Origin of the sequence: Rhodobacter xanthinilyticus (assembly GCF_001856665.1) — a bacterium.
Taxonomy (GTDB): domain Bacteria; phylum Pseudomonadota; class Alphaproteobacteria; order Rhodobacterales; family Rhodobacteraceae; genus Rhodobacter; species Rhodobacter xanthinilyticus.
Window position 1 is genome coordinate 2,824,545 of the sequence record NZ_CP017781.1, and the last position, 23,209, is coordinate 2,847,753.

Consider the following 23,209-nt stretch of genomic DNA (forward strand, 5'->3'; position numbering starts at 1 on the left):
ATTCTCGTGGCCGAGTGCCACCGGGGGCGTATAGAGCGGCCCCGCCCACAAATCAACAGCCTTCCGCCCGCCGGGCCTTGCGCTGTTGCCCCCCCCTGCCCTAGCTTCGGCGCCGTCAAACTATCCCGATTGGTTCAGGATCTTCCCATGCGATTTCTCCGCCCGTTTTCCGCGCTCGCCCTGAGCGGCGCCCTGGCTGCCTGCGGCTCCGCCCCGGTCAACGCCCCCTACAGCCCGCAAACCTATGCCGCGCCGGGCTATGGCGCGCCCGCCGCGCCCGTCGCGATGGCCGCCCCGGCCGCGCCGATGGCGGCCCCGGCCGCCGATGTGCCCGCCGTGCTCGAAGCGCCCGCGCCGATGGCCTCGCCCTATGCCGCCGCCGCGTCGGCGCCCGCCGCCTATCCGGCCCCCGCAGCGACCGGGCGCACGGCCCAAATCCGCGTGACGACGACCCTCAACGGCGTCCTCGCCGGCCGCTTCCTCGAGCCCAATATCGCGAAAAAGGCGCAGACCGCCTGTGGCGGCGCCTGGCGCGAGATCTCGCGCGTCGGCGACAAGCCGGTCCGCAGCTACACCAGCGCCTATCCGACGGTCTATCAGACCTTCACGGTCACCGTCGCCTGCCTCTGAGCCGAGACCGCGAGGGGGCTCAGACCCCCTCGATCCCCCAGCCCTCGGCCGCAAAGCCATGCAGCGCGCCGAGCAGGATCAAGGGCTCCTCCCAGCTCCAGATCCAGGCCGCCGAGGGCACGCCGGGCGGGGTCTCGACCTCGAGGCACTCCGGCTCATCGCCCTCCGCCTCATACCAGCTCACCTCGAACCCGCCCGCCTCGGCCGCCTCGGAAAACGCGTCCCAATCGGCATCCGGCCCCTCGGGCAGGAACCGGAACACCGCCACCGCCTGCGCGGGCAACCCGCCCTCGGCCTCGAGCTGCGCGAAAAACTTCGCGGTTTCGGCCTTCAATTCCTCGAGTTCCATCGCCTGCTCCTTCGCGCCGCGCGCGCCTGAATTGCCTTGAGCCGCCGCCGCGCCCAAACCGACGCCGGGCGCCGCCCCGTGTCAGACAGCGCGCCAGACGGCGCATATTCCCCCGCGCCCGTTTGGCCAGAGGCTAGCCCCGCGCCGCGCACCGCGCAATCGGGGCTGAAACGCGAACGCGCCCCGGCCAAGCGACCGGGGCGCGTCGATGTCGTCAGAGGGGCTGGATCAGCCGCGCTCTTCCACGATGGTCACCAGATGCGGGATCTTGTTGACCATGCCGCGGACCGAGGGGGTATCCTCGAGCTCACGGGTGCGGTTGAGTTTGCCAAGGCCCAGGCCCTTGAGCGTCGCCGCCTGGATCGCCGGACGGCGGGCAGCGGACGCGATTTGCTTCACAACGATGGTTTTCGCCATTGGTCAGTCTCCTCAGGCTTCCGCCGACTCGGCTTCGGGCTTCGCGAGGATGTCGGCCACCTTCTTGCCGCGGCGCGCCGCGACGTGACGGGGCGACGATTCCTGCTTGAGGCCGTCGATGGTCGCACGGATCATGTTGTAGGGGTTCTGCGAGCCGAGCGATTTCGCCACGACGTCCTGAACACCCAGCATCTCGAAGACGGCGCGCATCGGGCCGCCCGCGATGATCCCGGTGCCCGGAACCGCGGTGCGCATCACGACCTTGCCAGCGCCGTGACGGCCCTCGATGTCGTGGTGCAGCGTGCGGCCGTCTTTCAGCGGGATGCGGACGAGCGAGCGTTTCGCCTGCTCGGTCGCCTTGCGGATCGCTTCCGGCACTTCTTTCGCTTTGCCTTTGCCGAAGCCGACGCGACCACGTTGGTCACCGACGACGACGAGCGCGGCGAAGCCGAAGCGCTTACCACCCTTCACGGTTTTCGAGACGCGGTTGATCGTCACCAGACGATCGGCGAATTCCGGGGTTTCCTCGCGCTCGGCGCGGCGTTCCCGGCGGTTTTCACGTTCTGCCATGAGGCATTCCTTTCGTGAGGCGTGGTATCACGCCGTTCAATCCAATCCTGGTGAGCGCCCGCCACAGGCGCGGGGGCGCTCCCGGATCATCGGGGGGACGCGGACGTCCCCCACTGGCTCAGAACTTCAGGCCGCCTTCGCGGGCCGCATCGGCCAGCGCTTTGATCTTCCCGTGGAACAGGAAGCCGCCGCGGTCGAAGTAGCACTCTTCGATGCCAGCCGCTTTCGCGCGCTCGGCAATCGTCGCACCGATTTTGGTGGCCGCTTCGACGTTGTTCTTGCCGACGAGCCCGAGATCCTTCTCGAGGGTCGAAGCCGCAGCAAGCGTCACGCCGTTCGTGTCGTCGATCAGCTGGACGCTGATGTTCTTCGACGAGCGGTGCACCGACAGACGAGCGCGGCCATTGGCCATCGCCTTGATTTTGTTCCGGACGCGCAGGCGGCGTTTGAGGAACAGCTCTCGTTTGTTGTTCGCCATTTTTCTCGCGCCCCTTACTTCTTCTTGCCTTCCTTGCGGAAGACGTACTCGCCCTTATAGCGGATCCCTTTGCCCTTGTAGGGCTCGGGACGACGCCACTCACGGATATTCGCCGCAACCTGGCCGACCAGCTGTTGGTCGATGCCTTCGACGGTGATTTCCGTTTGCTTCGGGGTCGCGACGGTCACGCCGGCGGGAACCTCGAAGTTCACTTCATGCGAATAGCCGAGCGACAGCTTCAGAACATTGCCCTGCATCGCGGCGCGGTAACCCACACCTTGAATTTCGAGCTCTTTCTTGAAGCCGGTGGTCACGCCGATGCCGAGATTCTCGATCATCGAACGGGCCATGCCCCACTGTTGACGGGCGCGCTTCGACGTGCCGCGCGGCGTCACGGTGACGGTGTTGCCGTCAATCGCGATCGTCACGTCGTCGGTGGCGGTGAAGCTGCGGGTCCCTTTCGGGCCCTTCACTTCGATGGTCTGACCGGCCAGCGTGGCAGTGGTGCCAGCGGGCAGCTCGACCGGTTTCTTACCAATACGAGACATCAGAACCTCCTTAGAACACGGTGCAGAGCACTTCACCGCCAACGTTGGCAGTGCGCGCAGCCGCGTCCGTCATGACGCCTTTCGGCGTGGAGACGATCGAAATGCCGAGGCCCTGACGGACGGTCGGGATTTCCTTGACCGAAGCATAAACGCGGCGGCCGGGGGTCGAAACGCGCTTGAGTTCGCGGATGACCGGGGCGCCTTCGAAATACTTCAGGCTGATCTCGAGTTCGGGCAGGCCCTTCTCGCAGGTCTTGGTTTCATAGCCACGGATGTAGCCTTCCGCCGCAAGCACGTCGAGAACCCAGGCGCGCAGCTTCGACGCGGGGGTTTTCACGGTGGACTTGCCGCGCATTTGCGCGTTGCGGATGCGGGTCAGCATATCGCCGAGGGGATCGTTCACAGACATTCCCGGTCTCCCTTACCAGCTCGACTTCACCATGCCGGGGATCTGGCCGAAGGAGGCCAGTTCGCGCAGCATGATCCGCGAGAGTTTGAGCTTACGATAGTACGCATGCGGACGGCCGGTGAGCTGGCACCGGTTGTGCAGGCGGACGGCCGACGAGTTGCGGGGCAGTTCCGCCAGTTTCAGAGACGCCTTGAAGCGCTCTTCCATCGGCAGGTCCGCGTTGGCAACGATCGCCTTGAGCGCAGCGCGCTTGCCGGCGTATTTGGTGACGAGTTGCTGACGCTTCACTTCGCGCGCAACCATGGATTTCTTAGCCATATGATTGTCTCCCCGCGATCAGGCGTTGAACGGCATGTTGAAAGCCTTCAACAGCGCCTTGGCTTCAGCGTCCGATTTCGACGAGGTCACCATGATGATGTCCATGCCGAGCACTTCGTCCACTTTGTCGAAGTCGATTTCCGGGAACACGATGTGCTCCTTCAGGCCCATGGCGAAGTTGCCACGGCCGTCGAACGCCGGTTTCACGCCACGGAAGTCGCGCACGCGCGGCATCGCAACGTTGATCAGACGGTCGAGGAATTCGAACATCCGGTCGCCCCGCAGGGTGACCTTGCAGCCCAGCGGCATCTCTTCACGAACGCGGAAACCGGCGACCGATTTCTTGGCTTTCGTGATGACAGCCTTCTGACCGGCGATGAGCGAGAGCTCTTCGGCGGCCTGCTTGACCTTCTTGGTGTCCTTGACGGCCTCGCCAACGCCCATGTTGATCACGATCTTTTCGAGCTTCGGGATCATCATGTCGTTCTTGAACCCGAACTCTTCTTTCAGAGCGGCCCGGATCGTCGAGGCATAGAGCGCCTTGAGGCGCGGGGTATAGGTGGCTTGGTCGAGCATCAGATCGCCTCCCCGGTGGTCTTGGCGAAACGGACCTTCTTCTCGCCTTCCATGCGGAAGCCGACGCGGGTCGCTTTGCCGTTGGCATCGACGAGCGCGAGGTTCGACAGATCGATCGGCATCGCTTTCGAGATGCGGCCGCCCTGCGAGGTCTGGCTCTGACGGGTGTGGCGGATCGCCATGTTCACGCCGTCGACGATCGCCTTGTTGTCCTTGGGCATGACGGTGGTGATTTCACCTTGCTTGCCCTTGTCCTTGCCGGTGAGCACGACGACCTTGTCGCCTTTGCGGAGTTTCGCAGCCATCACAGCACCTCCGGAGCCAGCGAGATGATCTTCATGAAGTTCTTCGCGCGCAGTTCGCGAACGACCGGCCCGAAGATACGGGTGCCGACCGGTTCGCCCTGGTTGTTCAGGATGACGGCGGCGTTGCGGTCGAAGCGGATGGCGGTGCCATCTTCGCGACGGACTTCCTTGGCGGTGCGCACGACGACGGCCTTGCGGACGTCACCCTTTTTCACACGGCCTTTCGGAATCGCTTCCTTGACCGACACCACGATGATGTCGCCCACGGAGGCGTAGCGGCGATGCGAGCCGCCCAGGACCTTGATGCACTGAACTCGGCGAGCGCCGGAGTTGTCAGCGACATCCAGATTGGTCTGCATCTGGATCATTTGGTTTCTCCCGACCTTTGGAGACGATTATGCAGTTAATCGCCCCAGGGTTTCGATAAACTGGTGTTTATCGCCGGGCCTGATGAAAATCAGGCCTCGACGACGACCGTCCAGCGCTTGGTCTTCGAGATCGGCGCGCATTCCTCGATGCGGACAACGTCGCCAGTCTTGAATTGGTTCGCCGCGTCGTGCGCACGGTATTTCTTCGACTTACGCACGGTTTTTTGCAGCAGCGGGTGCTTGAAGCGGCGTTCCACGAGAACGGTGATCGTCTGATCGTTCTTGTCGGAGGTCACGACGCCTTGAAGGATACGTTTGGGCATGGAAAGCTCTCCTCAGTTCGCGGCTTCAGCGGCTTTGGCGTTCAGAACCGTCTTGATGCGGGCGACGTCACGACGGACAGCGCGCATGCGGGCGGTGTTTTCGAGCTGACCGGTGGCCTGCTGGAAGCGGAGGTTGAAGGCTTCCTTCTTCAGCGCGACGAGCGCGTCACGGAGCTCGTCAGGCGTCTTCGCCTTGAGTTCTTGGGCTTTCATCCCAGGGTCCTTTCTTGGCACCAGAGGGCCCCCGGAGGGTGACCCTGTGTCTGGTGGGTTATGTCAGTCCGCAAGCGGACCCGCGGGCCATAGCACCGCGCGCCCCATCCTGCAAGCGATTCCGAAATAAAAAGAGCCCCCGGCGCACCGGGGGCTCCTGTCTGTCGCACGAGACCGGATTACCAGTCTTCGCGGGCCACGATGCGGGTCATGACCGGAAGCTTGTTCGCGCCAAGGCGGAGCGCCTCGCGGGCGATCGATTCGGACACGCCGTCGATCTCGAACATGATCCGGCCCGGCTTGACCTTGGCCGCCCAGTAATCGACCGAGCCCTTGCCTTTACCCATCCGGACTTCCGTCGGCTTCGACGAGACCGGGGTATCGGGGAACACGCGGATCCAGACACGGCCCTGACGCTTCATGTGGCGGGTGATCGCGCGGCGGGCCGCTTCGATCTGACGCGCGGTCACACGCTCCGGTTCGGTCGCCTTGAGGGCGAAGGAACCGAAGTTCAGGTTGAAGCCGCCTTTGGCCTCACCGTGGATGCGGCCCTTGTGCTGTTTGCGGAATTTCGTCCGTTTCGGTTGCAGCATCTCGAGTCACTCCTCAGCGTGCGTCGCGGTCGCGACGCGGACCGCGGGGCGCCGGGCCATCTTGGGCTTCGGCGGCCTTGCGATCACGGGCCTGCGGATCATGTTCCATGATCTCGCCTTTGAAGATCCAGACTTTCACACCGATGATCCCATAGGGGGTCATGGCTTCGTCCAGGGCGTAATCGATGTCGGCGCGCAGCGTGTGCAGCGGCACGCGGCCTTCACGGTACCATTCGGTCCGCGCGATCTCGGCGCCACCGAGGCGGCCCGAAACGTTCACACGGATGCCGAGGGCGCCCATGCGCATCGCGTTCTGCACGGCGCGTTTCATCGCGCGGCGGAACGAGACACGACGCTCGAGCTGCTGGCAGATCGACTCGGCGACCAGCTGCGCATCGAGCTCCGGCTTGCGGACTTCGACGATGTTGAGGTGCAGTTCCGAAGCGGTGAAATTCGCCAGCTTCTTGCGCAGCACTTCGATGTCGGCGCCTTTTTTGCCGATGATGACGCCCGGACGCGCGGCGTGGATCGTGACGCGGCACTTCTTGTGCGGACGTTCGATGATCACGCGCGAGATACCGGCCTGCTTGGCTTCCTCGTGGATGAATTCACGCATCTTGAGGTCTTCGAGCAGGAGGTTGCCGTAGTCCTTGCTGTCGGCATACCAGCGGCTGTCCCAGGTGCGGTTGACCTGGAGACGCATCCCAATGGGGTTAACCTTCTGTCCCATTACGCACGCTCCTCGACTTGACGCACCTTGATGGTGATTTCCGAAAACGGCTTCATGATCTTGCCGAAACGGCCACGGGCACGCGGACGGCCACGCTTCATCACGAGGTTCTTGCCAACCCAGGCTTCCGCGACGACGAGGCTGTCGACGTCGAGACCATGGTTGTTTTCCGCATTGGCGATCGCCGATTGCAGGCACTTCTTCACGTCGAGCGCAACGCGCTTGTTCGAGAAGGTCAGATCGGCCAGAGCCTTGTCGACCTTCTTGCCACGGATCAGCGCGGCGACGAGATTCAGCTTCTGCGGCGAGGTGCGAAGCATCTTCGTTTTGGCGAAGGCTTCGTTATCCGCCACGCGGCGCGGATTGTTTTCCTTACCCATGGCTCTTACTTCCTCTTGGCTTTCTTGTCGGCGGCGTGACCGTAATAGGTCCGGGTCGGCGAATATTCACCGAACTTCTGGCCGATCATTTCCTCGGTCACGTTGACCGGGATGTGCTTCTGACCGTTGTAGACCCCGAAGGTGAGGCCCACGAACTGCGGCAGGATGGTGGAACGACGCGACCAGATCTTGATCACTTCGCCCTTGCCCGACGCGCGCGCTTTTTCCGCTTTTTTCAGCAGATAGGCGTCAACGAAAGGGCCTTTCCAAAGAGAACGTGCCATATCTTAACGACCCTTCTTAGCGTGACGCGAACGGAGGATGTATTTATCCGTTTTCTTGTTCGACCGGGTGCGCTTGCCCTTGGTGGGCTTGCCCCACGGGGTCACCGGGTGACGGCCACCCGAGGTGCGGCCTTCACCACCGCCATGCGGGTGGTCGATCGGGTTCATGGCAACGCCGCGCACGGTCGGGCGGACGCCCTTGTGACGCATACGGCCGGCTTTACCGAAGTTCTGGTTCGAGTGGTCGGCGTTCGACACGGCACCGATGGTGGCCATGCATTCTTGACGCACGAGACGCAGTTCGCCCGACGAGAGGCGGATCTGCGCGTAACCGCCGTCACGGCCGACGAACTGGGCATAGGTGCCCGCCGCACGCGCCAGCTGGCCGCCCTTGCCGGGCTTCAGCTCGACGTTGTGCACGATCGTGCCGATCGGCATGCCCGAGAACGGCATCGCGTTGCCGGGCTTGATGTCTTGTTTCGCGCCCGCGATCACGCTGTCGCCAACGGCGAGGCGCTGCGGCGCGAGGATGTAGGCGAGTTCACCGTCCGAATACTTCACCAGCGCGATGAAGGCGGTGCGGTTCGGGTCATATTCGATCCGCTCAACGACCGCCGGGATGTCGAACTTGCGACGTTTGAAGTCGACGATCCGGTAGAGACGCTTGGCGCCACCACCCTTGTGCCACATCGTGACGCGCCCGGTATTGTTCCGGCCACCGGTCTTCGTCAGGCCCTCAGTGAGGGCTTTGACCGGACGGCCTTTCCAAAGCTCCGAACGGTCGATCAGAACCAGCCCACGCTGGCCCGGCGTCGTCGGTTTATACGACTTGAGTGCCATGCTTTCTGTCTTCCGTTAGCTTGCAGCGGGTTGCCCCGCTATCTGTTCAAGGGCCCCGAAGGTCCCACGTGTAAAGGGCCCCGAAGGTCCCAAAGTTCAAAAGTCATGAGCCCCGGAACGAATCCGGGGCTGCGAGACTGGCGCGATGTAGCAGGGATGCGGGGGCGAGTCTATAGCCAAGATGGCAGGAATATGCCGCCCCGGCGCCCTGCCCTATTCCCCCGGCGCGGCGGGCTGTCTAACCTGCGCCAAAAGCAGATGACAGGACCGACGATGCGCCCCTTCTCCCTCGCCCTGGCCGCCCTCGTGGCCGCCCCCCTCGCCCTTACCACCCCCGCCCAGGCCGGCACCCGCGGCACCTATGAGGTCTATGGCGTGAAGGGCGAGGATATGCTCAAGCTGCGCGCCGGGCCGGGGCTTGGCTACAAGATCATCCTCGGCCTGCCCAATGACACGGTGGTGCATGTGCGCAGCTGCGAGCTGATCGGCGGCACGCGCTGGTGCAAGGTCTCGCTCGATATCGCGCGCGGGCTGACCGGTTATGTCGCCGACGCCTATCTGCGCGAAAGCCGCTGAGCCAAAGGAAAAGGCCCCCGCTTGCGCGAGGGCCTGTCCAATCGCTTGCGACGGGCTCAGAGGCCGGTCGAGATGTCGATCGTCTGACCGTCTTCGAGCGTCACATAGGCTTTCTTGACGTCCGAGCGCACGCCGGCCATGCCGCGGAAACGCTTGGTCTTGCCCTTGGTGACGGTGGTATTCACGGCCTTGACCTTGACACCGAAGAGCGCCTCGACGGCCTCCTTGATGACCGGCTTGGTCGCGGTTTTCGCCACCTGGAAGACAACCGCACCATTCTCCGAGGCCATGGTGGCTTTCTCGGTGATGATCGGCTTGACGATCACGTCGTAGTGTTCAGCTTTCGCGCTCATTTCAGGCGAGCCTCCAGAGCTTCGACACCCGCCTTCGTGATCACGAGCGTGTCACGCTTGAGGATGTCATAGACGTTGGCGCCCATCGACGGCAGCACGTCGATGCCTTCGATGTTGCGCGCGGCTTTGGCGAAGTTCTCGTTGACCGAGGCGCCGTCGATGACGAGCACACGTTTCCAGCCGAGCTCCTTGGCGGCTTGCGCCAGCAGCTTGGTCTTGGCTTCGGCCATTTCGGCGGCTTCGAGCACGACGAGGTTGCCGGCCTTGGCTTTCGCCGAAAGCGCATGCTTCAGGCCCAGAGCGCGGAACTTCTTCGGCAGGTCATGGGCGTGCGACCGCGGGGTCGGGCCCTTGTAGACGCCACCGTGACGGAAGATCGGAGCCTTCTTGGACCCGTGGCGAGCGCCGCCGGTGCCTTTTTGGCGATAGATCTTCTTGGTCGAGTACGACACATCCGACTTGCCCAGCACCGAGTGGGTGCCAGCCTGCGCCTTGGCGCGCTGCCAACGGACAACGCGGTGCAGGATGTCGGCGCGCGGCTCGAGGCCGAACAGCGCTTCGTCGAGATCGATCGAACCGGCCTTGGCGCCGTCGAGCTTGATCACATCGAGTTTCATGCTTCACCCCCTTCGACCGAAACTTCTTCAGCCGGAGCAGCAGCGCCCTTCAGAGCGGCCGGCATCGGAACGTCCGACGGCAGCGGCTTCTTCACGGCGTCCTTGATGGTGACCCAGCCGCCCTTGGCGCCCGGAACCGAGCCCTTGACGAGGATCAGGCCACGATCGGCGTCGGTCTTGACGACCTGGATGTTCTGGGTGGTCACACGGACCGCACCCAGATGACCCGCCATCTTCTTGCCCTTGAACACCTTGCCGGGGTCCTGGCACTGGCCGGTCGAACCGTGCGAACGGTGCGAGATCGACACACCGTGCGAGGCGCGAAGGCCGCCGAAGTTGTGACGTTTCATCGCACCGGCAAAGCCTTTACCGATCGAGGTGCCGGCGATGTCGACGAACTGACCCGCATTGTAGTGCTCGGCCGAGATCTCGGCGCCGACTTCAATGAGGTTTTCCGGCGACACGCGGAACTCGGCCAGCTTGCGCTTGGGCGCCACATTCGCTTTCGCGAAATGGCCGCGCATGGCCGCGGTGGTGCGCTTGGCCTTGGCTTCGCCCGCGCCGAGCTGAACGGCGGTGTAGCCGTCCTTCTCGTCGGTGCGTTGAGCCACGACTTGCAGATTGTCGAGTTGGAGCACGGTCACCGGGACCTGCTTGCCATCCTCGAGGAACAGCCGGGTCATGCCCAGCTTCTTGGCGATAACACCAGAACGCATCATGCCCCTCCTCAGACCTTGATCTCGACGTCAACGCCCGCGGCGAGGTCGAGCTTCATCAGCGCGTCCACGGTTTGCGGGGTCGGATCGACGATGTCCAGAAGACGCTTGTGCGTGCGGATTTCCCACTGGTCGCGCGACTTCTTGTCGATGTGCGGACCACGGAGAACCGTGAATTTCTCGATCTTGTTCGGCAGCGGGATGGGCCCGCGAACCTGAGCACCGGTGCGCTTGGCGGTGTTCACGATTTCCTGGGTGCTGGCGTCCAGCACACGGTAATCGAACGCCTTGAGCCGGATGCGGATGTTTTGACCACTCATTTAGTCTTGCCTCTCGCAGGGGCTTTCAGGTTGAGAGGCAGACTTCGCCGAATGCGACGCCTGCATCGAACCGCAATCTCTTGGAGATCAGGGGCGCCGGATATGCGCGATACCTGAGTCTGTCAAGAGCAAATGGCGCGCCCGAAAGCGCGCCACCCAGTTATTTTCCGATCTCGCGCGGCCGGGCCCGAAAGCCCGCCCGCCCCCTCAATTACTTGAGGATTTTCGAGACGACGCCGGCACCGACGGTGCGGCCGCCTTCACGGATGGCGAAGCGCAGCTTCTCTTCCATCGCGATCGGCGCGATCAGCTCGACGGTGAACTTCAGGTTGTCGCCCGGCATCACCATCTCGGTGCCTTCCGGCAGCTTCACGGTCCCGGTCACGTCGGTCGTGCGGAAGTAGAACTGCGGACGGTAGTTCGCGAAGAACGGCGTGTGACGGCCGCCTTCTTCCTTGGTCAGGATGTAGGCCTCGGCTTCGAACTCGGTGTGCGGGGTCACCGAGCCCGGCTTCGCGAGGACCTGGCCACGCTCGACGCCGTCACGGTCAACGCCGCGCAGCAGCGCGCCGATGTTGTCGCCCGCTTCGCCGCGATCGAGCAGCTTGCGGAACATTTCAACGCCCGTGCAGGTGGTTTTCTTGGTCGGACGGATCCCGATGATCTCGAGTTCGTCGCCGACGTTCACCGCGCCACGTTCCACACGGCCGGTCACCACGGTGCCGCGGCCCGAGATCGAGAACACGTCTTCGATCGGCATCAGGAACGGCTGGTCAACCGCACGCTCCGGCGTCGGGATGTACTCGTCCACCGCCGCGATCAGCGCACGGATCGAGTTCTCGCCGATCTCCGGGTCACGGCCTTCCATCGCCGCCAGAGCCGAGCCACGGACGATCGGAATATCGTCGCCGGGGTAGTCGTAGGACGACAGCAGTTCACGGATTTCCATCTCGACGAGCTCGAGCAGCTCCTCGTCATCCACCTGGTCGACCTTGTTCATGTAGACGACCATGTACGGGATGCCGACCTGACGGCCGAGCAGGATGTGCTCGCGGGTCTGCGGCATCGGGCCGTCAGCCGCGTTCACCACCAGGATCGCGCCGTCCATCTGCGCCGCACCGGTGATCATGTTCTTCACATAGTCGGCGTGGCCGGGGCAGTCGACGTGCGCATAGTGACGCGTCGCCGATTCATATTCAACGTGCGCGGTCGAGATCGTGATCCCGCGGGCTTTCTCTTCCGGCGCGCCGTCGATCTGGTCGTAGGCCTTGAACTCACCGAAATACTTCGTGATCGCAGCCGTCAGAGTCGTTTTGCCGTGGTCAACGTGGCCGATCGTGCCGATGTTGACGTGCGGTTTCGTCCGTTCAAACTTTGCCTTTGCCATGAATGGCCTCCTTTAGTCGGTTATCCTGAGGGGTGTGGCGCCCGGGTTGCCCCGGACGCCCTGCCCGATCAGGCGTATTTCTTCTGGATTTCGTCCGAGATGTTCTGCGGCACGGCTTCGTAGTGATCGAAGATCATGGTGAAGACCGCACGGCCCGAGGACATCGAACGCAGGGTGTTGATGTAGCCGAACATGTTCGCCAGCGGCACCATCGCGTTGATCACGTTGGCGTTGCCGCGGGTGTCCTGGCCCTGGACCATGCCCCGACGCGAGGTCAGGTCGCCGATGATGCCGCCGGTGTATTCTTCCGGGGTCACCACTTCGACTTTCATGATCGGCTCGAGCAGCTTCGCGCCGGCCTTCTTGAGGCCTTCACGCATAGCGGCGCGGGTCGCGATTTCGAAGGCGAGCACCGAGGAGTCGACGTCGTGGAACGCACCGTCGACCAGCGCGACCTTGAAGTCGATAACCGGGAAGCCGGCGAGCGGACCGGAGTCCATGACCGACTTGATCCCTTTTTCGACGCCCGGGATGTATTCCTTCGGAACCGCACCGCCGACGATCTTGCTCTCGAACGAATAGCCTTCGCCCGGCTCGGTCGGTTTGATCTCGAGCTTGACGCGCGCGAACTGGCCGGTACCGCCGGTCTGTTTCTTGTGCGTGTAGTCGATATCAGCCGGCTGCGAGATGGTTTCGCGATAGGCCACCTGCGGAGCACCGATATTCGCCTCGACCTTGAACTCGCGACGCATACGGTCGACGAGGATGTCGAGGTGAAGTTCGCCCATGCCCTTCATGATCGTCTGGCCGGATTCGAAGTTGGTCTCGACGCGGAACGACGGGTCTTCGGCCGCGAGGCGAGCGAGGGCGAGGCCCATCTTCTCCTGGTCGGCTTTCGACTTCGGTTCGACAGCGATCTCGATCACCGGATCGGGGAAGGTCATGGTTTCGAGGACCACCGGTTTCGACGGATCGCACAGCGTGTCGCCCGTGGTGGTTTCCTTGAGGCCGGCGAGCGCGATGATGTCGCCCGCGAACGCTTCTTCGATCTCTTCGCGGTTGATCGAGTGCATCATCATCATACGACCGATGCGCTCTTTCTTCCCTTTGGTCGAGTTCAGAACCGAATCGCCCTTCTTCATGGTGCCCGAATAGATCCGGGTGAAGGTCAGCGAGCCGACGAAGGGGTCGTTCATGATCTTGAACGCGAGGCCCGAGAAGGGCTCGTCGTCCGAGGCATGACGCTCGATGTTGCGGGTTTCGGTCTCGTCGCCCGGGGCGAAGCCGACATAGGCCGGAACGTCGAGCGGACCGGGCAGGAAGTCGATGACCGCGTTCAGGAGCGGTTGCACGCCCTTGTTCTTGAACGCCGAGCCGGCGAGCACCGGGAAGAACGCCATCGCCAGCGTGCCCTTGCGGATCAGCTTGCGCAGCGTGTCCTCGTCGGGCTCATTGCCCTCGAGGTAGGCTTCCATGGCGTCGTCGTCCATTTCGACGGCGAGCTCGATCATCTTGCCGCGCCATTCTTCGGCGAGGTCCTTCAGCTCTTCACGGATCGGTTGACGGATCCAGCTCGCGCCGAGATCTTCGCCCTTCCAGACCCATTCTTCCATCTTGATCAGGTCGATCTGACCTTCAAGCTGGTCTTCGGCGCCGATCGGGAGCGCAACGGGGCAAGGCGTGCCGCCGGTGCGATCCTTGATCATGTCGACGCATTTGAAGTAGTCCGCGCCAATCTTGTCCATCTTGTTGACGAACACGATCCGCGGAACCTTGTAGCGGTCAGCCTGACGCCACACGGTTTCGGTCTGGGGTTCGACGCCGGCGTTGGCGTCGAGCAGGCAGACCGCACCGTCGAGAACCGCGAGCGAGCGTTCGACTTCGATGGTGAAGTCGACGTGACCGGGGGTGTCGATGATGTTGAAGCGGTATTTCGTGTCCGAGGTGCCCTCGGCGGTCGGATCTTCCTGGCGCTGCCAGAAGGTCGTCGTCGCGGCCGAGGTGATGGTGATCCCGCGTTCCTGCTCCTGCTCCATCCAGTCCATCGTCGAAGCGCCATCGTGCGTTTCGCCGATCTTGTGGTTCTTGCCGGTGTAGAACAGGATACGTTCGGTCGTCGTGGTCTTGCCCGCGTCGATATGGGCCATGATCCCGAAGTTGCGGTAGCGGCTCAGCGGATAGGCGCGTGCCATAGGTCGTGCTCCTGTTACCAGCGGTAATGGCTGAACGCTTTGTTCGCGTCGGCCATCTTGTGGGTGTCTTCGCGCTTCTTCACAGCCGAACCACGCGAGTTCACGGCGTCGAGCAGCTCGCCCGCGAGGCGCTCTTCCATCGTGTTTTCGTTGCGGTTCTTGGCGGCGGTGATCAGCCAGCGGATCGCGAGCGCTTCGCGACGGGTCGGGCGAACCTCGACCGGCACCTGATAGGTGGCACCACCCACACGACGCGAACGCACTTCGACCGAAGGCTTCACGTTGTCGAGGGCTTCGTGGAAAACTTCCACCGGCTCGCGCTTGAGCTTGCTCTCAACGCGCTCGAGCGCGCTGTAGACGATGCGTTCGGCGGCCGATTTCTTGCCGTCGATCATCAGGTTGTTCATGAATTTGGTCAGAACGCGGTCGCCATACTTGGCGTCCGGCAGAACTTCGCGCTTCTCAGCGGCGTGACGACGAGACATCTGTGATACTCCTCTCTACGATCACTTCGGCCGCTTCGCGCCGTATTTCGAACGACGCTGACGACGGTCTTTAACGCCCTGGGTATCCAGAACGCCGCGGAGGATGTGGTAACGCACACCCGGAAGGTCTTTCACACGGCCGCCGCGGATGAGCACAACGGAGTGCTCCTGGAGGTTGTGCTTTTCGCCCGGGATGTAGGAGATGACCTCGAAGCCATTCGTCAGGCGCACCTTGGCGACCTTACGCATAGCGGAGTTCGGTTTCTTCGGCGTCGTGGTGTAGACGCGGGTGCAGACGCCGCGTTTTTGCGGGCACGACTGCAAGTGCTGCGACTTGGAGCGCTGCACCTTGGGCTGCCGCGGCTTGCGGATCAGCTGCTGGATGGTAGGCATTCCGGTTCCCCGTAGTTGCTCTGTCAATACTCGCAGCCGGGCCCGGATCCCTCCAGACGGCGGCTGCGCCACTTCTCGACGACGTATCGTGCGGATCACGAAACGCCAAACCGCACCCTCCCGGGCCAATGGCTCGGGCGAATGCGCCTTCATCTCAGGGGCTGCGGACGAACCATCGTCCCTGAAACCGTCTTCCGACGGACACTCTGCGCCCGTCAGGTAGCGGGGCTATAGGGGGAGTCGGGGGTCTTGTCAACCGCGCCGGGCCGCGAGGGCCCGCCCGGCCTGCCCGGAGAACACCGCCGCAAGCGCCCAGGCCGCGGTCAGCGTGATCAGCGCGGCGAAAACCGCGTCCGAGGGGAAATGCCGCCCGGTCATCACCCGCTGCACCGCGGTGAAGACCACCACCGCCACGCCCAGGACGCGCAGATAGACCCGCTGCCAGCCCTCGAGGCTCCGCGCGAGGCTCGCCCAGAGCCAGAGCGCCACGCCGAGCACCGTCGCCGCCGAGACCTCGCCCGACACGAAGGAGCAGTTGCGCGCGCATTGGTCGGTGAAGGTGCCCGCCGGCGAGAAGAGATGCGCGCCGCCGAACTCGGCCACATCGCCGGGCCGGGCACGGCCGGAATGGGCCTTCAGATAGCCGTTGACGAGAAGGCCCGGCACGAGGAGGTAAAGCGTGAAGAGAAAGCCCCAGGCGCGCGCCGGCAGGCCGAGAACCGCGCGCCGCCGCGCGAGCGCGCGCCAGAGCGCGAAGGGCGAGGCGAGAAACAGCAGGATCGAGACATCCCAGACGCGCTGGCGCAGGAACTCCCACACCCAGCGATCGGAGAGCGCCCAGCCCTGATCCCAGAAGAGGCCCGAGATCGCGAGATCGACGCTCGGCGCGCCGAGAAAGAGCGCCACCGCGCCGAGCCAGCCCGCCAAGAGCCAGCGGCCCGTCATCGTCAGGTCAATCTGTGGCATCGATACATCCTCCCTCGACCAGATAGGGCGTGATCCCCTTGCCCGCCCAGGCGCCCGAGGGCGCGAGCATCCCCGCCGGCGGCACCGCCCCGGCGCCGCAATCGAGCGGCGCATTGCGCACCCAGAGCACCCGGCCCGCAAAGCCCTCGGGCAGCGGATAGGTCTGCTCATAATAGTTGCGCGCGCGGGCCTCGGGGCGCGGGGCATAGATCGTCACGCCGCTGTCGCGCCCGGTATAGAAGAGATCGGCGAGGATGTCGCGATCCGTCGCATAGACCGGCACGCCCTCGGCGCGGGCGAGCGCAAGGATCCGCGTCGAGAGCTCGGCGCGGCCGAGATAGCGCTTGAGAAGCGGCTTGCCCCCCGCCTCGGGCCAGGGCGCGAGGAGGAGGAGCGCGGGCAGCGCCAGCGCCACGATCAGATTGAGCCCGAGCGCCACGCGCCGCCACAGCGGCGGCAGCATCAGCGCCACCAGAACCGCGCCCGCGAAATAGCCCGTCACCGCCCAGTTCGCATAGGCCTTGTTGAGAAGCGCCTGCACCGTCACCACCCCGACCGGGATCGCCGCGAAAGGCGCGAGCCAGCGCCGAGCCCCCGCCCCCGGCCGCGCCACCGCCCAGAGGAGCGCGGCAAAGCTCACCGGCCCGAAAACCGCGAATTGCGCGCCGAAGAACTCTGCCATCGAGCCGAATTTCAGCCCCGCCCCGCTGCGCAGCCAACCGACATTATCCATCGTATGCTCGACGGTGGTGAGCTGATGGGTCAGGTTCCAAAGCACATTGGGCGAGATCACCGCCGCGAAGGCCAAAGCCATCAGCGCCGCATTACGCCACCCCGGCCGCAGCCCCGGCGCGAGCAGCGCGGCGAGCGCGAGCCCCGGGATCAGATAGATGGCCGCATATTTGGCCAAGAACGCCGCCCCCGCGCAGGCCCCGGCCGCGAGCGCATGGGCTGCGCGACGGTCCTCGCCGGTGCGCCAGGCGAAATAGAGCGCGCCCGCGAAGAACGGCGCGAGGATCGTATCGGTCGAGATCAGCGCCGAGCCCACCGCGACGAAAGGCGCGCTGATGTAGAGCGCGGCCGCCCAAAACCCCGCCCGCGCGCCGCCGATCCGCGCGCCAAGCGCACCGAGGATCAGCGCCGTCGCCGCATGAAAGAGCGGCCCCGGCGCGCGCACGGCCCAAGGCGCCGCGCCCAGAACCTCGGTAAAGGCCCGGATCACCCAACCGATCAGCGGCGGTTTCGAATAATAGCCGAAATCGAGGTTCTGGCCCCAGAGCCAGTATTGCGCCTCATCGACGAAGAGATCGGTGCGCCCGGAGACCAGCGCCGCAAGCCGCAGCGCGGTGAGCGCGCCGACAAGCGCAAGCGCTGGCCGCAGCCAGCCCGCCTCAGGCTTCACGCCGGCGCTTGGCATGGATCAGCCACAGGTTGCGCACATAGATCAGCACCCCGAGCGCCTGGCCCAGGATGAACACCGGATCGGCGCGGTAGATCGCATAGGAGAGCAGCATCATCCCGCCCGCGAGCGAGAAATACCAAAACGCCACCGGCACGACCGAATCGCGCGCGCGCTCGGAGGCGATCCACTGCACGAGGAAGCGCCCGGTGAACATGCCCTGCGCGGCAAAGCCGAAGATCACCCACAGAAGCTCGGTCCGGCTGTCGACATGCAGCACGCTCATCAGCCAATGCATGGCTCACTCCGTCAGTTCGGTCGGGCGCGATTTCTTGCGCCGGCGCAGCAACCAGGCCACGCCCGCGAGATCGACGATGCCGACGAGCCCGCGCTGAAGGTTGGAATAATGCGACCGGCCGCCGCCGCGCGGGCGGTGGCTCACGTCGACATGCGCGACCGCCCAGCCATCGCGCGCAAACAGCGCCGGCAGGTAGCGGTGCATGTGATCGAAATAGGGCAGCGCGAGAAAGGCCTCGCGGCGGAAGGCCTTGAGCCCGCAGCCGGTATCGCGGGTGCCGTCCTTCAGGATCCGCGCCCGCAAGCCATTGGCAAAGCGCGAGGCGAGTTTCTTCGAGAGCGTGTCTTGCCGCCCGACCCGCTGGCCGGCGACAAGGCCCACCGCCTCCGAGTCCGGCGCCATCAAGGGCGCGAGCAGTTTCGGAAGCTCCTCGGGCGGGTTCTGGCCATCGCCGTCGAGCGTCGCGATCAGCGCGCCGCGCGCCACCCGCACCCCCGAATGCACCGCCGCCGATTGCCCGCCGGAGCGGTCATGGCGCAGCACCCGCAGCCGCGGCGCGGTCGCCCGGCGCGTGCGCAGCACCTCGGCCATGCCGTCATCGGAGGCGTCATCGACCACGATCACCTCGTAATCGCACACGGGCGCGAGCGCCGCATCGATCCCGTCGAGCAGCGTGGCGATATTGGGCGCCTCATTGCGCGCCGGAATCACGATCGAAACGTCCGTCATGGCCTCATCCTGACAGCGGCCCATGAAGGGCGCGCGACACCTCTTAGCCGCGCGGGCCCAACTTGTAAACGGACGCCGCCGCCGCGACGCGGCGCGCCTGCGGCCCGGCGCGTGCCGGGCTGCGGGGCGGGCCACGAAAAACCCCCGCGCGATCGCTCGCGCGGGGGGATGTTGTCACGCCCTCAGGCCGGCGATCAATCGCGGCTTTCCGGGGTTTCCACCGGGCCGAAATCGGCTTCGTCGAAGCCGGTCTCGATCGGGGCGGCGAGCGCCACCGCGGCTTCGGCCTCGGCGCGGCGCGCCTCGATGACCTTGCCGTCGCGATCGGCCGCGATCTTGCGCACGCGGGTGGTCGCGCCACCCGTGCCCGCCGGGATCAGACGGCCGACGATCACGTTCTCCTTCAGGCCGACGAGCTTGTCGCGCTTGCCCTGCACCGAGGCTTCGGTGAGCACGCGCGTCGTCTCCTGGAAGGAGGCCGCCGAGATGAACGAACGCGTTTGCAGCGAGGCCTTGGTGATGCCCAGGAGCACCGGCTCGCCGGTGGCCGGACGCCCGCCACGGGCCTCGACCTTCGCGTTCTCTTCCTCGAACTCGGCCTTGTCGATGTGCTCGCCCTTGAGCAGCGTCGTCTCGCCCGAATCGAGGATCTCGATCTTCTGCAGCATCTGGCGCACGATCACTTCGATGTGCTTGTCGTTGATCTTCACGCCCTGCAGTCGATAGACGTCCTGCACCTCGTCGATGAGATAGTCGGCCAGAGCCTCGATCCCCATGATGCGCAGAATGTCGTGCGGCGCCGGGTTGCCGTCCATGATGTAGTCACCCTTCTGCACGAAGTCGCCTTCCTGCACCGGGATGTGCTTGCCTTTCGGCACCATGTATTCGACCGGCTCCAAGCCCTCCTGCGTCGGCTCGATCGCGATCCGGCGCTTGTTCTTGTAGTCCTTGCCGAAGCGCACATAGCCATCGATCTCGGCGATGATCGCGTGATCCTTCGGACGACGGGCTTCGAAGAGTTCGGCCACACGCGGCAGACCGCCGGTGATGTCCTTGGTCTTCGCGCCTTCGCGCGGGATCCGGGCGACCACGTCACCGGCCTTGATGTCCTGACCGTCCTCGACCGACAAGATCGCGTCGACCGACATCGGATAGGTGACCGGGTTGCCGGCATCGTTGCGCACCGGTTCGCCATCGGCCGTGACGATGATGATCTCCGGCTTCAGATCGTTGCCCTTCGGCGCGGTGCGCCAATCGGTCACGATCTTCTGGGTCATGCCCGTCGCTTCGTCGGTCTCTTCGCGCACCGAGATGCCCGAGACGAGGTCGACGAATTTCACCGCACCGGCCTTCTCGGCGATGATCGGCAGGGTGTAGGGGTCCCATTCGTAGAGCTTGGTGCCGCGCTTGACCGCCTCGCCTTCCTTGACATGGAGCTTCGAGCCATAGGTGAGCTTGTGGCTCGCCCGCTCTTCGCCATGCTCGTCGACGATCGCGAGCTGCATGTTGCGGCCCATGACGATCTGCTCGCCCGCCGCGTTGGTCAGCAGGTTTGCGTTGCGGAACTCGACCTTGCCCTCCTGGCTCGCTTCCTGGAAGGATTGCGAGCCACCCTGCGCGATGCCGCCGATGTGGAAGGTCCGCATCGTCAGCTGCGTGCCCGGTTCGCCGATCGATTGCGCCGCGATGATGCCCACCGCTTCGCCCTGGTTCACCAGCGTGCCGCGCGCGAGGTCACGGCCGTAGCAGAGCGCGCAAACGCCCTCTTCGGCCTCGCAGGTCAGCGCCGAGCGGATCCGCACCGATTGCACGCCGGCCTGTTCGATCAGGTCCGACTTGCGCTCGTCGATCAGCTCGTTCTTGCGCACGATCACCTCATCGGTGCCCGGCACGAGAACGTCGTCGGCGGCCACACGGCCCAGAACGCGCTCGGAGAGCGGCGCCACGACCTCACCGTCGTTGACGGCGGCGGTCGCGGTGATCGCGCGCTCGGTGCCGCAATCGTGCGAGCGCACGATGCAGTCCTGCGCCACGTCGACGAGACGACGGGTCAGGTAACCCGAGTTCGCGGTTTTCAGCGCGGTATCGGCCAGACCCTTCCGGGCGCCGTGGGTCGAGTTGAAGTATTCAAGAACGGTCAGACCTTCCTTGAAGTTCGAGATGATCGGCGTCTCGATGATCTCGCCCGAAGGCTTGGCCATCAGGCCGCGCATGCCGCCGAGCTGCTTCATCTGCGCCGGCGAACCCCGCGCCCCGGAGTGCGACATCATGTAGACCGAGTTCGGTTCTTTCTCCATGCCCGCGTCATCGACGCGCACCGCGGAGATTTCCTTCATCATCTCGGCCGCCACCGCGTCGGAGCACTTCGACCAGGCATCGACAACCTTGTTGTACTTTTCGCCCTGAGTGATCAGGCCGTCCATGTACTGTTGTTCGAATTCCTTGACCTGATCGCGCACGCCGTTGACGATCTCCCACTTGGTGTCGGGGATCACCATGTCGTCCTTGCCGAACGAGATGCCGGCCTTGAACGCCTCGCGGAAGCCCATGCCCATGATCTGGTCACAGAAGATCACCGACTCCTTCTGGCCGCAGTAGCGGTAGACGGTGTCGATGACGTTTTGCACGTCCTTCTTGCGCAGCAGGCGGTTGACGAGGTCAAACGGCGCCTTCGCGTTGAGCGGCAGGAGCGCGCCGAGGCGCAGACGGCCGGGCGTGGTCTCGAAGCGCTTGAACACTTCGTTGCCCTCGTCGTCGATCTGCTTGACGCGCGCCTGGATCTTGGCGTGCAGATGCACGACCCCGGCGGTGAGCGCATGCTCGACCTCTTCGACCGAGCCGAAGACCATGCCTTCGCCCGGCATGCCCTTGCGCTCCATCGTGGTGTAATAGAGGCCAAGGATCATGTCCTGCGAGGGAACGATGATGGGCGAGCCGTTCGCCGGCGAGAGCACGTTGTTGGTCGACATCATCAGCACGCGCGCTTCCAGCTGGGCTTCCAGCGAGAGCGGAACGTGGACGGCCATCTGGTCACCGTCGAAGTCGGCGTTGAAGGCCGAGCAGACGAGCGGGTGCAGCTGGATCGCCTTGCCTTCGATCAGTTGCGGCTCGAAGGCCTGGATGCCGAGGCGGTGCAGCGTCGGCGCGCGGTTGAGCAGAACCGGGTGCTCGCGGATCACCTCGTCGAGGATGTCCCAAACCTCGGGGCGCTCTTTCTCGACCAGTTTCTTGGCCTGTTTCACCGTCGAGCTGAGGCCCTTGGCCTCGAGGCGCGAGTAGATGAACGGCTTGAACAGCTCGAGCGCCATCTTCTTGGGCAGGCCGCATTGATGGAGCTTCAGCTCCGGCCCGGTCACGATGACCGACCGGCCCGAGAAGTCCACGCGCTTGCCCAGAAGGTTCTGACGGAAGCGACCCTGTTTGCCCTTCAGCATGTCGGAGAGCGACTTCAGCGGGCGCTTGTTGGTGCCCGTGATGACGCGGCCCCGACGGCCGTTGTCAAACAGCGCATCGACCGATTCCTGCAGCATCCGCTTTTCGTTGCGCACGATGATATCGGGCGCGCGCAGCTCGATGAGGCGCTTGAGACGGTTGTTGCGGTTGATCACGCGACGGTAGAGGTCGTTGAGATCCGAAGTCGCGAAGCGGCCGCCATCGAGCGGCACCAGCGGACGCAGTTCCGGCGGGATCACCGGCAGAACGGTCAGCACCATCCACTCGGGGCGGTTGCCCGATTCGAGGAAGCTCTCGACGATCTTCAGACGCTTGATGATCTTCTTCGGCTTGAGCTCGCCGGTGGCCTCCTTGAGCTCCTCGCGGAGCTGCTCGGCGGTCGCCTCGAGATCGATCGCGGCCAGCATCTCGCGGATCGCCTCAGCGCCGATATTGGCGGTGAACGCGTCGGCGCCATACTGGTCCTGCGCGTCGAGATATTCGTCCTCGGTCAGCAGCTGACCATAGGACAGGTCGGTCAGACCCGGCTCGATCACGACGTAGTTTTCGAAATAGAGGATGCGCTCGAGATCGCGCAGCGTCATGTCCAGCATCAGGCCGATGCGCGAGGGCAGCGACTTGAGGAACCAGATATGCGCGACGGGCGAGGCGAGCTCGATATGGCCCATCCGCTCGCGACGCACCTTCTGGAGCGTGACTTCGACGCCGCATTTTTCGCAGACGACGCCGCGATATTTCATGCGCTTGTATTTGCCGCAGAGGCATTCGTAATCTTTGATCGGCCCGAAGATCCGGGCGCAGAAGAGGCCGTCACGCTCCGGCTTGAAGGTCCGGTAGTTGATCGTCTCGGGCTTCTTGATCTCCCCGTAGGACCACGAAAGGATCCGCTCCGGCGAGGCGAGCGAGATCTTGATCTCGTCGAACTGCTTGGGCGCGGCCAGCGGGTTGAACGGGTTTTGGGTCAGTTCCTGGTTCATCTGTCAGTCCTTGAATG

At 64.4% G+C, this 23,209-nt stretch carries 32 protein-coding genes; 2 read left to right on the plus strand and 30 right to left on the minus strand.

Annotated elements, in window-relative coordinates; all coding sequences use genetic code 11:
* The first annotated feature begins 147 nt into the window (after positions 1 to 147).
* On the plus strand, positions 148 to 630 hold the full coding sequence (locus tag LPB142_RS13765; protein ID WP_068765013.1) for a hypothetical protein: 483 nt from the start codon (positions 148 to 150) through the stop codon (positions 628 to 630).
* Positions 631 to 649: 19 nt separating this feature from the next.
* Here the strand turns inward: LPB142_RS13765 and LPB142_RS13770 are convergent, their stop codons facing one another.
* The 17 genes from LPB142_RS13770 to rplB all read right to left on the minus strand — a co-directional run bounded on the left by LPB142_RS13770 (position 650) and on the right by rplB (position 8,331).
* Complete coding sequence (locus tag LPB142_RS13770; protein ID WP_068765014.1) at positions 650 to 979, minus strand: ribonuclease E inhibitor RraB; 330 nt, start codon at positions 977 to 979, stop codon at positions 650 to 652.
* 228 nt (positions 980 to 1,207) lie between these two features.
* The gene (rpmD, locus tag LPB142_RS13775; RefSeq protein ID WP_068765015.1) at positions 1,208 to 1,396 is read right to left on the minus strand and encodes a 50S ribosomal protein L30; all 189 of its coding nucleotides are present in this window, start codon (positions 1,394 to 1,396) and stop codon (positions 1,208 to 1,210) included.
* Positions 1,397 to 1,408: 12 nt separating this feature from the next.
* On the minus strand, positions 1,409 to 1,966 hold the full coding sequence (gene rpsE / locus LPB142_RS13780; protein ID WP_068765016.1) for a 30S ribosomal protein S5: 558 nt from the start codon (positions 1,964 to 1,966) through the stop codon (positions 1,409 to 1,411).
* A gap of 118 nt (positions 1,967 to 2,084) precedes the next feature.
* Positions 2,085 to 2,444 (minus strand): 50S ribosomal protein L18, encoded by a 360-nt coding sequence (rplR, locus tag LPB142_RS13785; RefSeq protein WP_071166709.1) that lies wholly within the window; start codon positions 2,442 to 2,444, stop codon positions 2,085 to 2,087.
* A gap of 14 nt (positions 2,445 to 2,458) precedes the next feature.
* Positions 2,459 to 2,992, minus strand: a complete 534-nt coding sequence (gene rplF, locus LPB142_RS13790; protein WP_068765018.1) for a 50S ribosomal protein L6 — start codon at positions 2,990 to 2,992, stop codon at positions 2,459 to 2,461.
* Between the two features lie 10 nt (positions 2,993 to 3,002).
* A complete protein-coding gene (rpsH, locus tag LPB142_RS13795) occupies positions 3,003 to 3,401 on the minus strand; it encodes a 30S ribosomal protein S8 (RefSeq protein ID WP_068765019.1) in 399 nt (132 codons plus the stop codon).
* Positions 3,402 to 3,413: 12 nt separating this feature from the next.
* Positions 3,414 to 3,719, minus strand: a complete 306-nt coding sequence (gene rpsN, locus LPB142_RS13800) for a 30S ribosomal protein S14 (RefSeq protein ID WP_068765020.1) — start codon at positions 3,717 to 3,719, stop codon at positions 3,414 to 3,416.
* An 18-nt stretch (positions 3,720 to 3,737) separates the two neighbouring features.
* Positions 3,738 to 4,295 (minus strand): 50S ribosomal protein L5, encoded by a 558-nt coding sequence (gene rplE, locus LPB142_RS13805; protein WP_068765021.1) that lies wholly within the window; start codon positions 4,293 to 4,295, stop codon positions 3,738 to 3,740.
* Complete coding sequence (gene rplX, locus LPB142_RS13810) at positions 4,295 to 4,600, minus strand: 50S ribosomal protein L24 (RefSeq protein WP_071166710.1); 306 nt, start codon at positions 4,598 to 4,600, stop codon at positions 4,295 to 4,297. The genes rplE and rplX overlap by 1 nt, the downstream gene beginning before the upstream one ends.
* Complete coding sequence (rplN, locus tag LPB142_RS13815) at positions 4,600 to 4,968, minus strand: 50S ribosomal protein L14 (RefSeq protein WP_013066055.1); 369 nt, start codon at positions 4,966 to 4,968, stop codon at positions 4,600 to 4,602. The genes rplX and rplN overlap by 1 nt, the downstream gene beginning before the upstream one ends.
* An 89-nt stretch (positions 4,969 to 5,057) precedes the next feature.
* On the minus strand, positions 5,058 to 5,291 hold the full coding sequence (gene rpsQ / locus LPB142_RS13820) for a 30S ribosomal protein S17 (RefSeq protein ID WP_068765023.1): 234 nt from the start codon (positions 5,289 to 5,291) through the stop codon (positions 5,058 to 5,060).
* A gap of 12 nt (positions 5,292 to 5,303) precedes the next feature.
* On the minus strand, positions 5,304 to 5,504 hold the full coding sequence (gene rpmC, locus LPB142_RS13825) for a 50S ribosomal protein L29 (RefSeq protein WP_068765024.1): 201 nt from the start codon (positions 5,502 to 5,504) through the stop codon (positions 5,304 to 5,306).
* A gap of 179 nt (positions 5,505 to 5,683) precedes the next feature.
* Positions 5,684 to 6,097, minus strand: coding sequence for a 50S ribosomal protein L16 (gene rplP / locus LPB142_RS13830; RefSeq protein WP_068765025.1), 414 nt, complete (start codon positions 6,095 to 6,097; stop codon positions 5,684 to 5,686).
* 13 nt (positions 6,098 to 6,110) lie between these two features.
* Positions 6,111 to 6,827, minus strand: coding sequence for a 30S ribosomal protein S3 (gene rpsC, locus LPB142_RS13835; RefSeq protein ID WP_068765026.1), 717 nt, complete (start codon positions 6,825 to 6,827; stop codon positions 6,111 to 6,113).
* Entirely contained in the window at positions 6,827 to 7,207 is a 381-nt protein-coding gene (gene rplV, locus LPB142_RS13840) for a 50S ribosomal protein L22 (protein WP_068765027.1), read from the minus strand. Before rplV ends, rpsC begins: the two co-directional genes overlap by 1 nt.
* A 5-nt stretch (positions 7,208 to 7,212) precedes the next feature.
* Positions 7,213 to 7,491: a 30S ribosomal protein S19 gene (gene rpsS / locus LPB142_RS13845; protein WP_068765028.1), complete on the minus strand. Its 279-nt coding sequence runs from the start codon at positions 7,489 to 7,491 to the stop codon at positions 7,213 to 7,215.
* Positions 7,492 to 7,494: 3 nt separating this feature from the next.
* Positions 7,495 to 8,331, minus strand: coding sequence for a 50S ribosomal protein L2 (gene rplB / locus LPB142_RS13850; protein WP_068765029.1), 837 nt, complete (start codon positions 8,329 to 8,331; stop codon positions 7,495 to 7,497).
* Positions 8,332 to 8,604: 273 nt separating this feature from the next.
* Here rplB and LPB142_RS13855 point away from each other — a divergent pair, with 273 nt between their 5' ends.
* The gene (locus tag LPB142_RS13855) at positions 8,605 to 8,907 is read left to right on the plus strand and encodes an SH3 domain-containing protein (RefSeq protein WP_071166711.1); all 303 of its coding nucleotides are present in this window, start codon (positions 8,605 to 8,607) and stop codon (positions 8,905 to 8,907) included.
* Between the two features lie 56 nt (positions 8,908 to 8,963).
* Here the strand turns inward: LPB142_RS13855 and LPB142_RS13860 are convergent, their stop codons facing one another.
* From LPB142_RS13860 to rpoC, 13 genes are all read right to left on the minus strand, one after another.
* A complete protein-coding gene (locus LPB142_RS13860; protein WP_068765031.1) occupies positions 8,964 to 9,260 on the minus strand; it encodes a 50S ribosomal protein L23 in 297 nt (98 codons plus the stop codon).
* On the minus strand, positions 9,257 to 9,877 hold the full coding sequence (rplD, locus tag LPB142_RS13865) for a 50S ribosomal protein L4 (protein ID WP_068765032.1): 621 nt from the start codon (positions 9,875 to 9,877) through the stop codon (positions 9,257 to 9,259). Before rplD ends, LPB142_RS13860 begins: the two co-directional genes overlap by 4 nt.
* Positions 9,874 to 10,593: a 50S ribosomal protein L3 gene (gene rplC, locus LPB142_RS13870; protein ID WP_071167262.1), complete on the minus strand. Its 720-nt coding sequence runs from the start codon at positions 10,591 to 10,593 to the stop codon at positions 9,874 to 9,876. The genes rplD and rplC overlap by 4 nt, the downstream gene beginning before the upstream one ends.
* Before the next feature lie 11 nt (positions 10,594 to 10,604).
* Positions 10,605 to 10,913: a 30S ribosomal protein S10 gene (gene rpsJ / locus LPB142_RS13875; protein ID WP_013066043.1), complete on the minus strand. Its 309-nt coding sequence runs from the start codon at positions 10,911 to 10,913 to the stop codon at positions 10,605 to 10,607.
* A gap of 211 nt (positions 10,914 to 11,124) precedes the next feature.
* Entirely contained in the window at positions 11,125 to 12,300 is a 1,176-nt protein-coding gene (tuf, locus tag LPB142_RS13880; RefSeq protein WP_071166712.1) for an elongation factor Tu, read from the minus strand.
* Between the two features lie 68 nt (positions 12,301 to 12,368).
* A complete protein-coding gene (gene fusA / locus LPB142_RS13885) occupies positions 12,369 to 14,492 on the minus strand; it encodes an elongation factor G (RefSeq protein ID WP_071166713.1) in 2,124 nt (707 codons plus the stop codon).
* Positions 14,493 to 14,506: 14 nt separating this feature from the next.
* The gene (rpsG, locus tag LPB142_RS13890; RefSeq protein WP_068768103.1) at positions 14,507 to 14,977 is read right to left on the minus strand and encodes a 30S ribosomal protein S7; all 471 of its coding nucleotides are present in this window, start codon (positions 14,975 to 14,977) and stop codon (positions 14,507 to 14,509) included.
* Between the two features lie 21 nt (positions 14,978 to 14,998).
* The gene (gene rpsL, locus LPB142_RS13895; protein ID WP_010399029.1) at positions 14,999 to 15,370 is read right to left on the minus strand and encodes a 30S ribosomal protein S12; all 372 of its coding nucleotides are present in this window, start codon (positions 15,368 to 15,370) and stop codon (positions 14,999 to 15,001) included.
* Positions 15,371 to 15,622: 252 nt separating this feature from the next.
* Positions 15,623 to 16,336, minus strand: a complete 714-nt coding sequence (locus tag LPB142_RS13900; RefSeq protein WP_071166714.1) for a phosphatase PAP2 family protein — start codon at positions 16,334 to 16,336, stop codon at positions 15,623 to 15,625.
* Positions 16,323 to 17,753, minus strand: coding sequence for an ArnT family glycosyltransferase (locus tag LPB142_RS13905; RefSeq protein WP_071166715.1), 1,431 nt, complete (start codon positions 17,751 to 17,753; stop codon positions 16,323 to 16,325). The genes LPB142_RS13900 and LPB142_RS13905 overlap by 14 nt, the downstream gene beginning before the upstream one ends.
* Positions 17,728 to 18,033 carry a lipid-A-disaccharide synthase N-terminal domain-containing protein gene (locus LPB142_RS13910; protein ID WP_071166716.1) on the minus strand — a complete coding sequence of 102 codons (306 nt, stop codon included), beginning with the start codon at positions 18,031 to 18,033 and terminating at the stop codon, positions 17,728 to 17,730. Before LPB142_RS13910 ends, LPB142_RS13905 begins: the two co-directional genes overlap by 26 nt.
* Before the next feature lie 3 nt (positions 18,034 to 18,036).
* Positions 18,037 to 18,762: a glycosyltransferase family 2 protein gene (locus LPB142_RS13915; protein ID WP_071167263.1), complete on the minus strand. Its 726-nt coding sequence runs from the start codon at positions 18,760 to 18,762 to the stop codon at positions 18,037 to 18,039.
* 194 nt (positions 18,763 to 18,956) lie between these two features.
* The gene (gene rpoC, locus LPB142_RS13920) at positions 18,957 to 23,192 is read right to left on the minus strand and encodes a DNA-directed RNA polymerase subunit beta' (protein ID WP_071166717.1); all 4,236 of its coding nucleotides are present in this window, start codon (positions 23,190 to 23,192) and stop codon (positions 18,957 to 18,959) included.
* Between the last annotated feature and the right edge of the window lie 17 nt (positions 23,193 to 23,209).

Excerpts from the sequence above, each read along its gene's own strand:
- LPB142_RS13765 (WP_068765013.1), top strand. The coding sequence starts at position 148 with ATGCGATTTCTCCGCCCGTTTTCCGCGCTCGCCCTGAGCGGCGCCCTG.
- LPB142_RS13770 (WP_068765014.1), bottom strand. The coding sequence starts at position 979 with ATGGAACTCGAGGAATTGAAGGCCGAAACCGCGAAGTTTTTCGCGCAG.
- rpmD (WP_068765015.1), bottom strand. The coding sequence starts at position 1,396 with ATGGCGAAAACCATCGTTGTGAAGCAAATCGCGTCCGCTGCCCGCCGT.
- rpsE (WP_068765016.1), bottom strand. The coding sequence starts at position 1,966 with ATGGCAGAACGTGAAAACCGCCGGGAACGCCGCGCCGAGCGCGAGGAA.
- rplR (WP_071166709.1), bottom strand. The coding sequence starts at position 2,444 with ATGGCGAACAACAAACGAGAGCTGTTCCTCAAACGCCGCCTGCGCGTC.
- rplF (WP_068765018.1), bottom strand. The coding sequence starts at position 2,992 with ATGTCTCGTATTGGTAAGAAACCGGTCGAGCTGCCCGCTGGCACCACT.
- rpsH (WP_068765019.1), bottom strand. The coding sequence starts at position 3,401 with ATGTCTGTGAACGATCCCCTCGGCGATATGCTGACCCGCATCCGCAAC.
- rpsN (WP_068765020.1), bottom strand. The coding sequence starts at position 3,719 with ATGGCTAAGAAATCCATGGTTGCGCGCGAAGTGAAGCGTCAGCAACTC.
- rplE (WP_068765021.1), bottom strand. The coding sequence starts at position 4,295 with ATGCTCGACCAAGCCACCTATACCCCGCGCCTCAAGGCGCTCTATGCC.
- rplX (WP_071166710.1), bottom strand. The coding sequence starts at position 4,600 with ATGGCTGCGAAACTCCGCAAAGGCGACAAGGTCGTCGTGCTCACCGGC.
- rplN (WP_013066055.1), bottom strand. The coding sequence starts at position 4,968 with ATGATCCAGATGCAGACCAATCTGGATGTCGCTGACAACTCCGGCGCT.
- rpsQ (WP_068765023.1), bottom strand. The coding sequence starts at position 5,291 with ATGCCCAAACGTATCCTTCAAGGCGTCGTGACCTCCGACAAGAACGAT.
- rpmC (WP_068765024.1), bottom strand. The coding sequence starts at position 5,504 with ATGAAAGCCCAAGAACTCAAGGCGAAGACGCCTGACGAGCTCCGTGAC.
- rplP (WP_068765025.1), bottom strand. The coding sequence starts at position 6,097 with ATGCTGCAACCGAAACGGACGAAATTCCGCAAACAGCACAAGGGCCGC.
- rpsC (WP_068765026.1), bottom strand. The coding sequence starts at position 6,827 with ATGGGACAGAAGGTTAACCCCATTGGGATGCGTCTCCAGGTCAACCGC.
- rplV (WP_068765027.1), bottom strand. The coding sequence starts at position 7,207 with ATGGGTAAGGAAAACAATCCGCGCCGCGTGGCGGATAACGAAGCCTTC.
- rpsS (WP_068765028.1), bottom strand. The coding sequence starts at position 7,491 with ATGGCACGTTCTCTTTGGAAAGGCCCTTTCGTTGACGCCTATCTGCTG.
- rplB (WP_068765029.1), bottom strand. The coding sequence starts at position 8,331 with ATGGCACTCAAGTCGTATAAACCGACGACGCCGGGCCAGCGTGGGCTG.
- LPB142_RS13855 (WP_071166711.1), top strand. The coding sequence starts at position 8,605 with ATGCGCCCCTTCTCCCTCGCCCTGGCCGCCCTCGTGGCCGCCCCCCTC.
- LPB142_RS13860 (WP_068765031.1), bottom strand. The coding sequence starts at position 9,260 with ATGAGCGCGAAAGCTGAACACTACGACGTGATCGTCAAGCCGATCATC.
- rplD (WP_068765032.1), bottom strand. The coding sequence starts at position 9,877 with ATGAAACTCGATGTGATCAAGCTCGACGGCGCCAAGGCCGGTTCGATC.
- rplC (WP_071167262.1), bottom strand. The coding sequence starts at position 10,593 with ATGCGTTCTGGTGTTATCGCCAAGAAGCTGGGCATGACCCGGCTGTTC.
- rpsJ (WP_013066043.1), bottom strand. The coding sequence starts at position 10,913 with ATGAGTGGTCAAAACATCCGCATCCGGCTCAAGGCGTTCGATTACCGT.
- tuf (WP_071166712.1), bottom strand. The coding sequence starts at position 12,300 with ATGGCAAAGGCAAAGTTTGAACGGACGAAACCGCACGTCAACATCGGC.
- fusA (WP_071166713.1), bottom strand. The coding sequence starts at position 14,492 with ATGGCACGCGCCTATCCGCTGAGCCGCTACCGCAACTTCGGGATCATG.
- rpsG (WP_068768103.1), bottom strand. The coding sequence starts at position 14,977 with ATGTCTCGTCGTCACGCCGCTGAGAAGCGCGAAGTTCTGCCGGACGCC.
- rpsL (WP_010399029.1), bottom strand. The coding sequence starts at position 15,370 with ATGCCTACCATCCAGCAGCTGATCCGCAAGCCGCGGCAGCCCAAGGTG.
- LPB142_RS13900 (WP_071166714.1), bottom strand. The coding sequence starts at position 16,336 with ATGCCACAGATTGACCTGACGATGACGGGCCGCTGGCTCTTGGCGGGC.
- LPB142_RS13905 (WP_071166715.1), bottom strand. The coding sequence starts at position 17,753 with ATGCCAAGCGCCGGCGTGAAGCCTGAGGCGGGCTGGCTGCGGCCAGCG.
- LPB142_RS13910 (WP_071166716.1), bottom strand. The coding sequence starts at position 18,033 with ATGCATTGGCTGATGAGCGTGCTGCATGTCGACAGCCGGACCGAGCTT.
- LPB142_RS13915 (WP_071167263.1), bottom strand. The coding sequence starts at position 18,762 with ATGACGGACGTTTCGATCGTGATTCCGGCGCGCAATGAGGCGCCCAAT.
- rpoC (WP_071166717.1), bottom strand. The coding sequence starts at position 23,192 with ATGAACCAGGAACTGACCCAAAACCCGTTCAACCCGCTGGCCGCGCCC.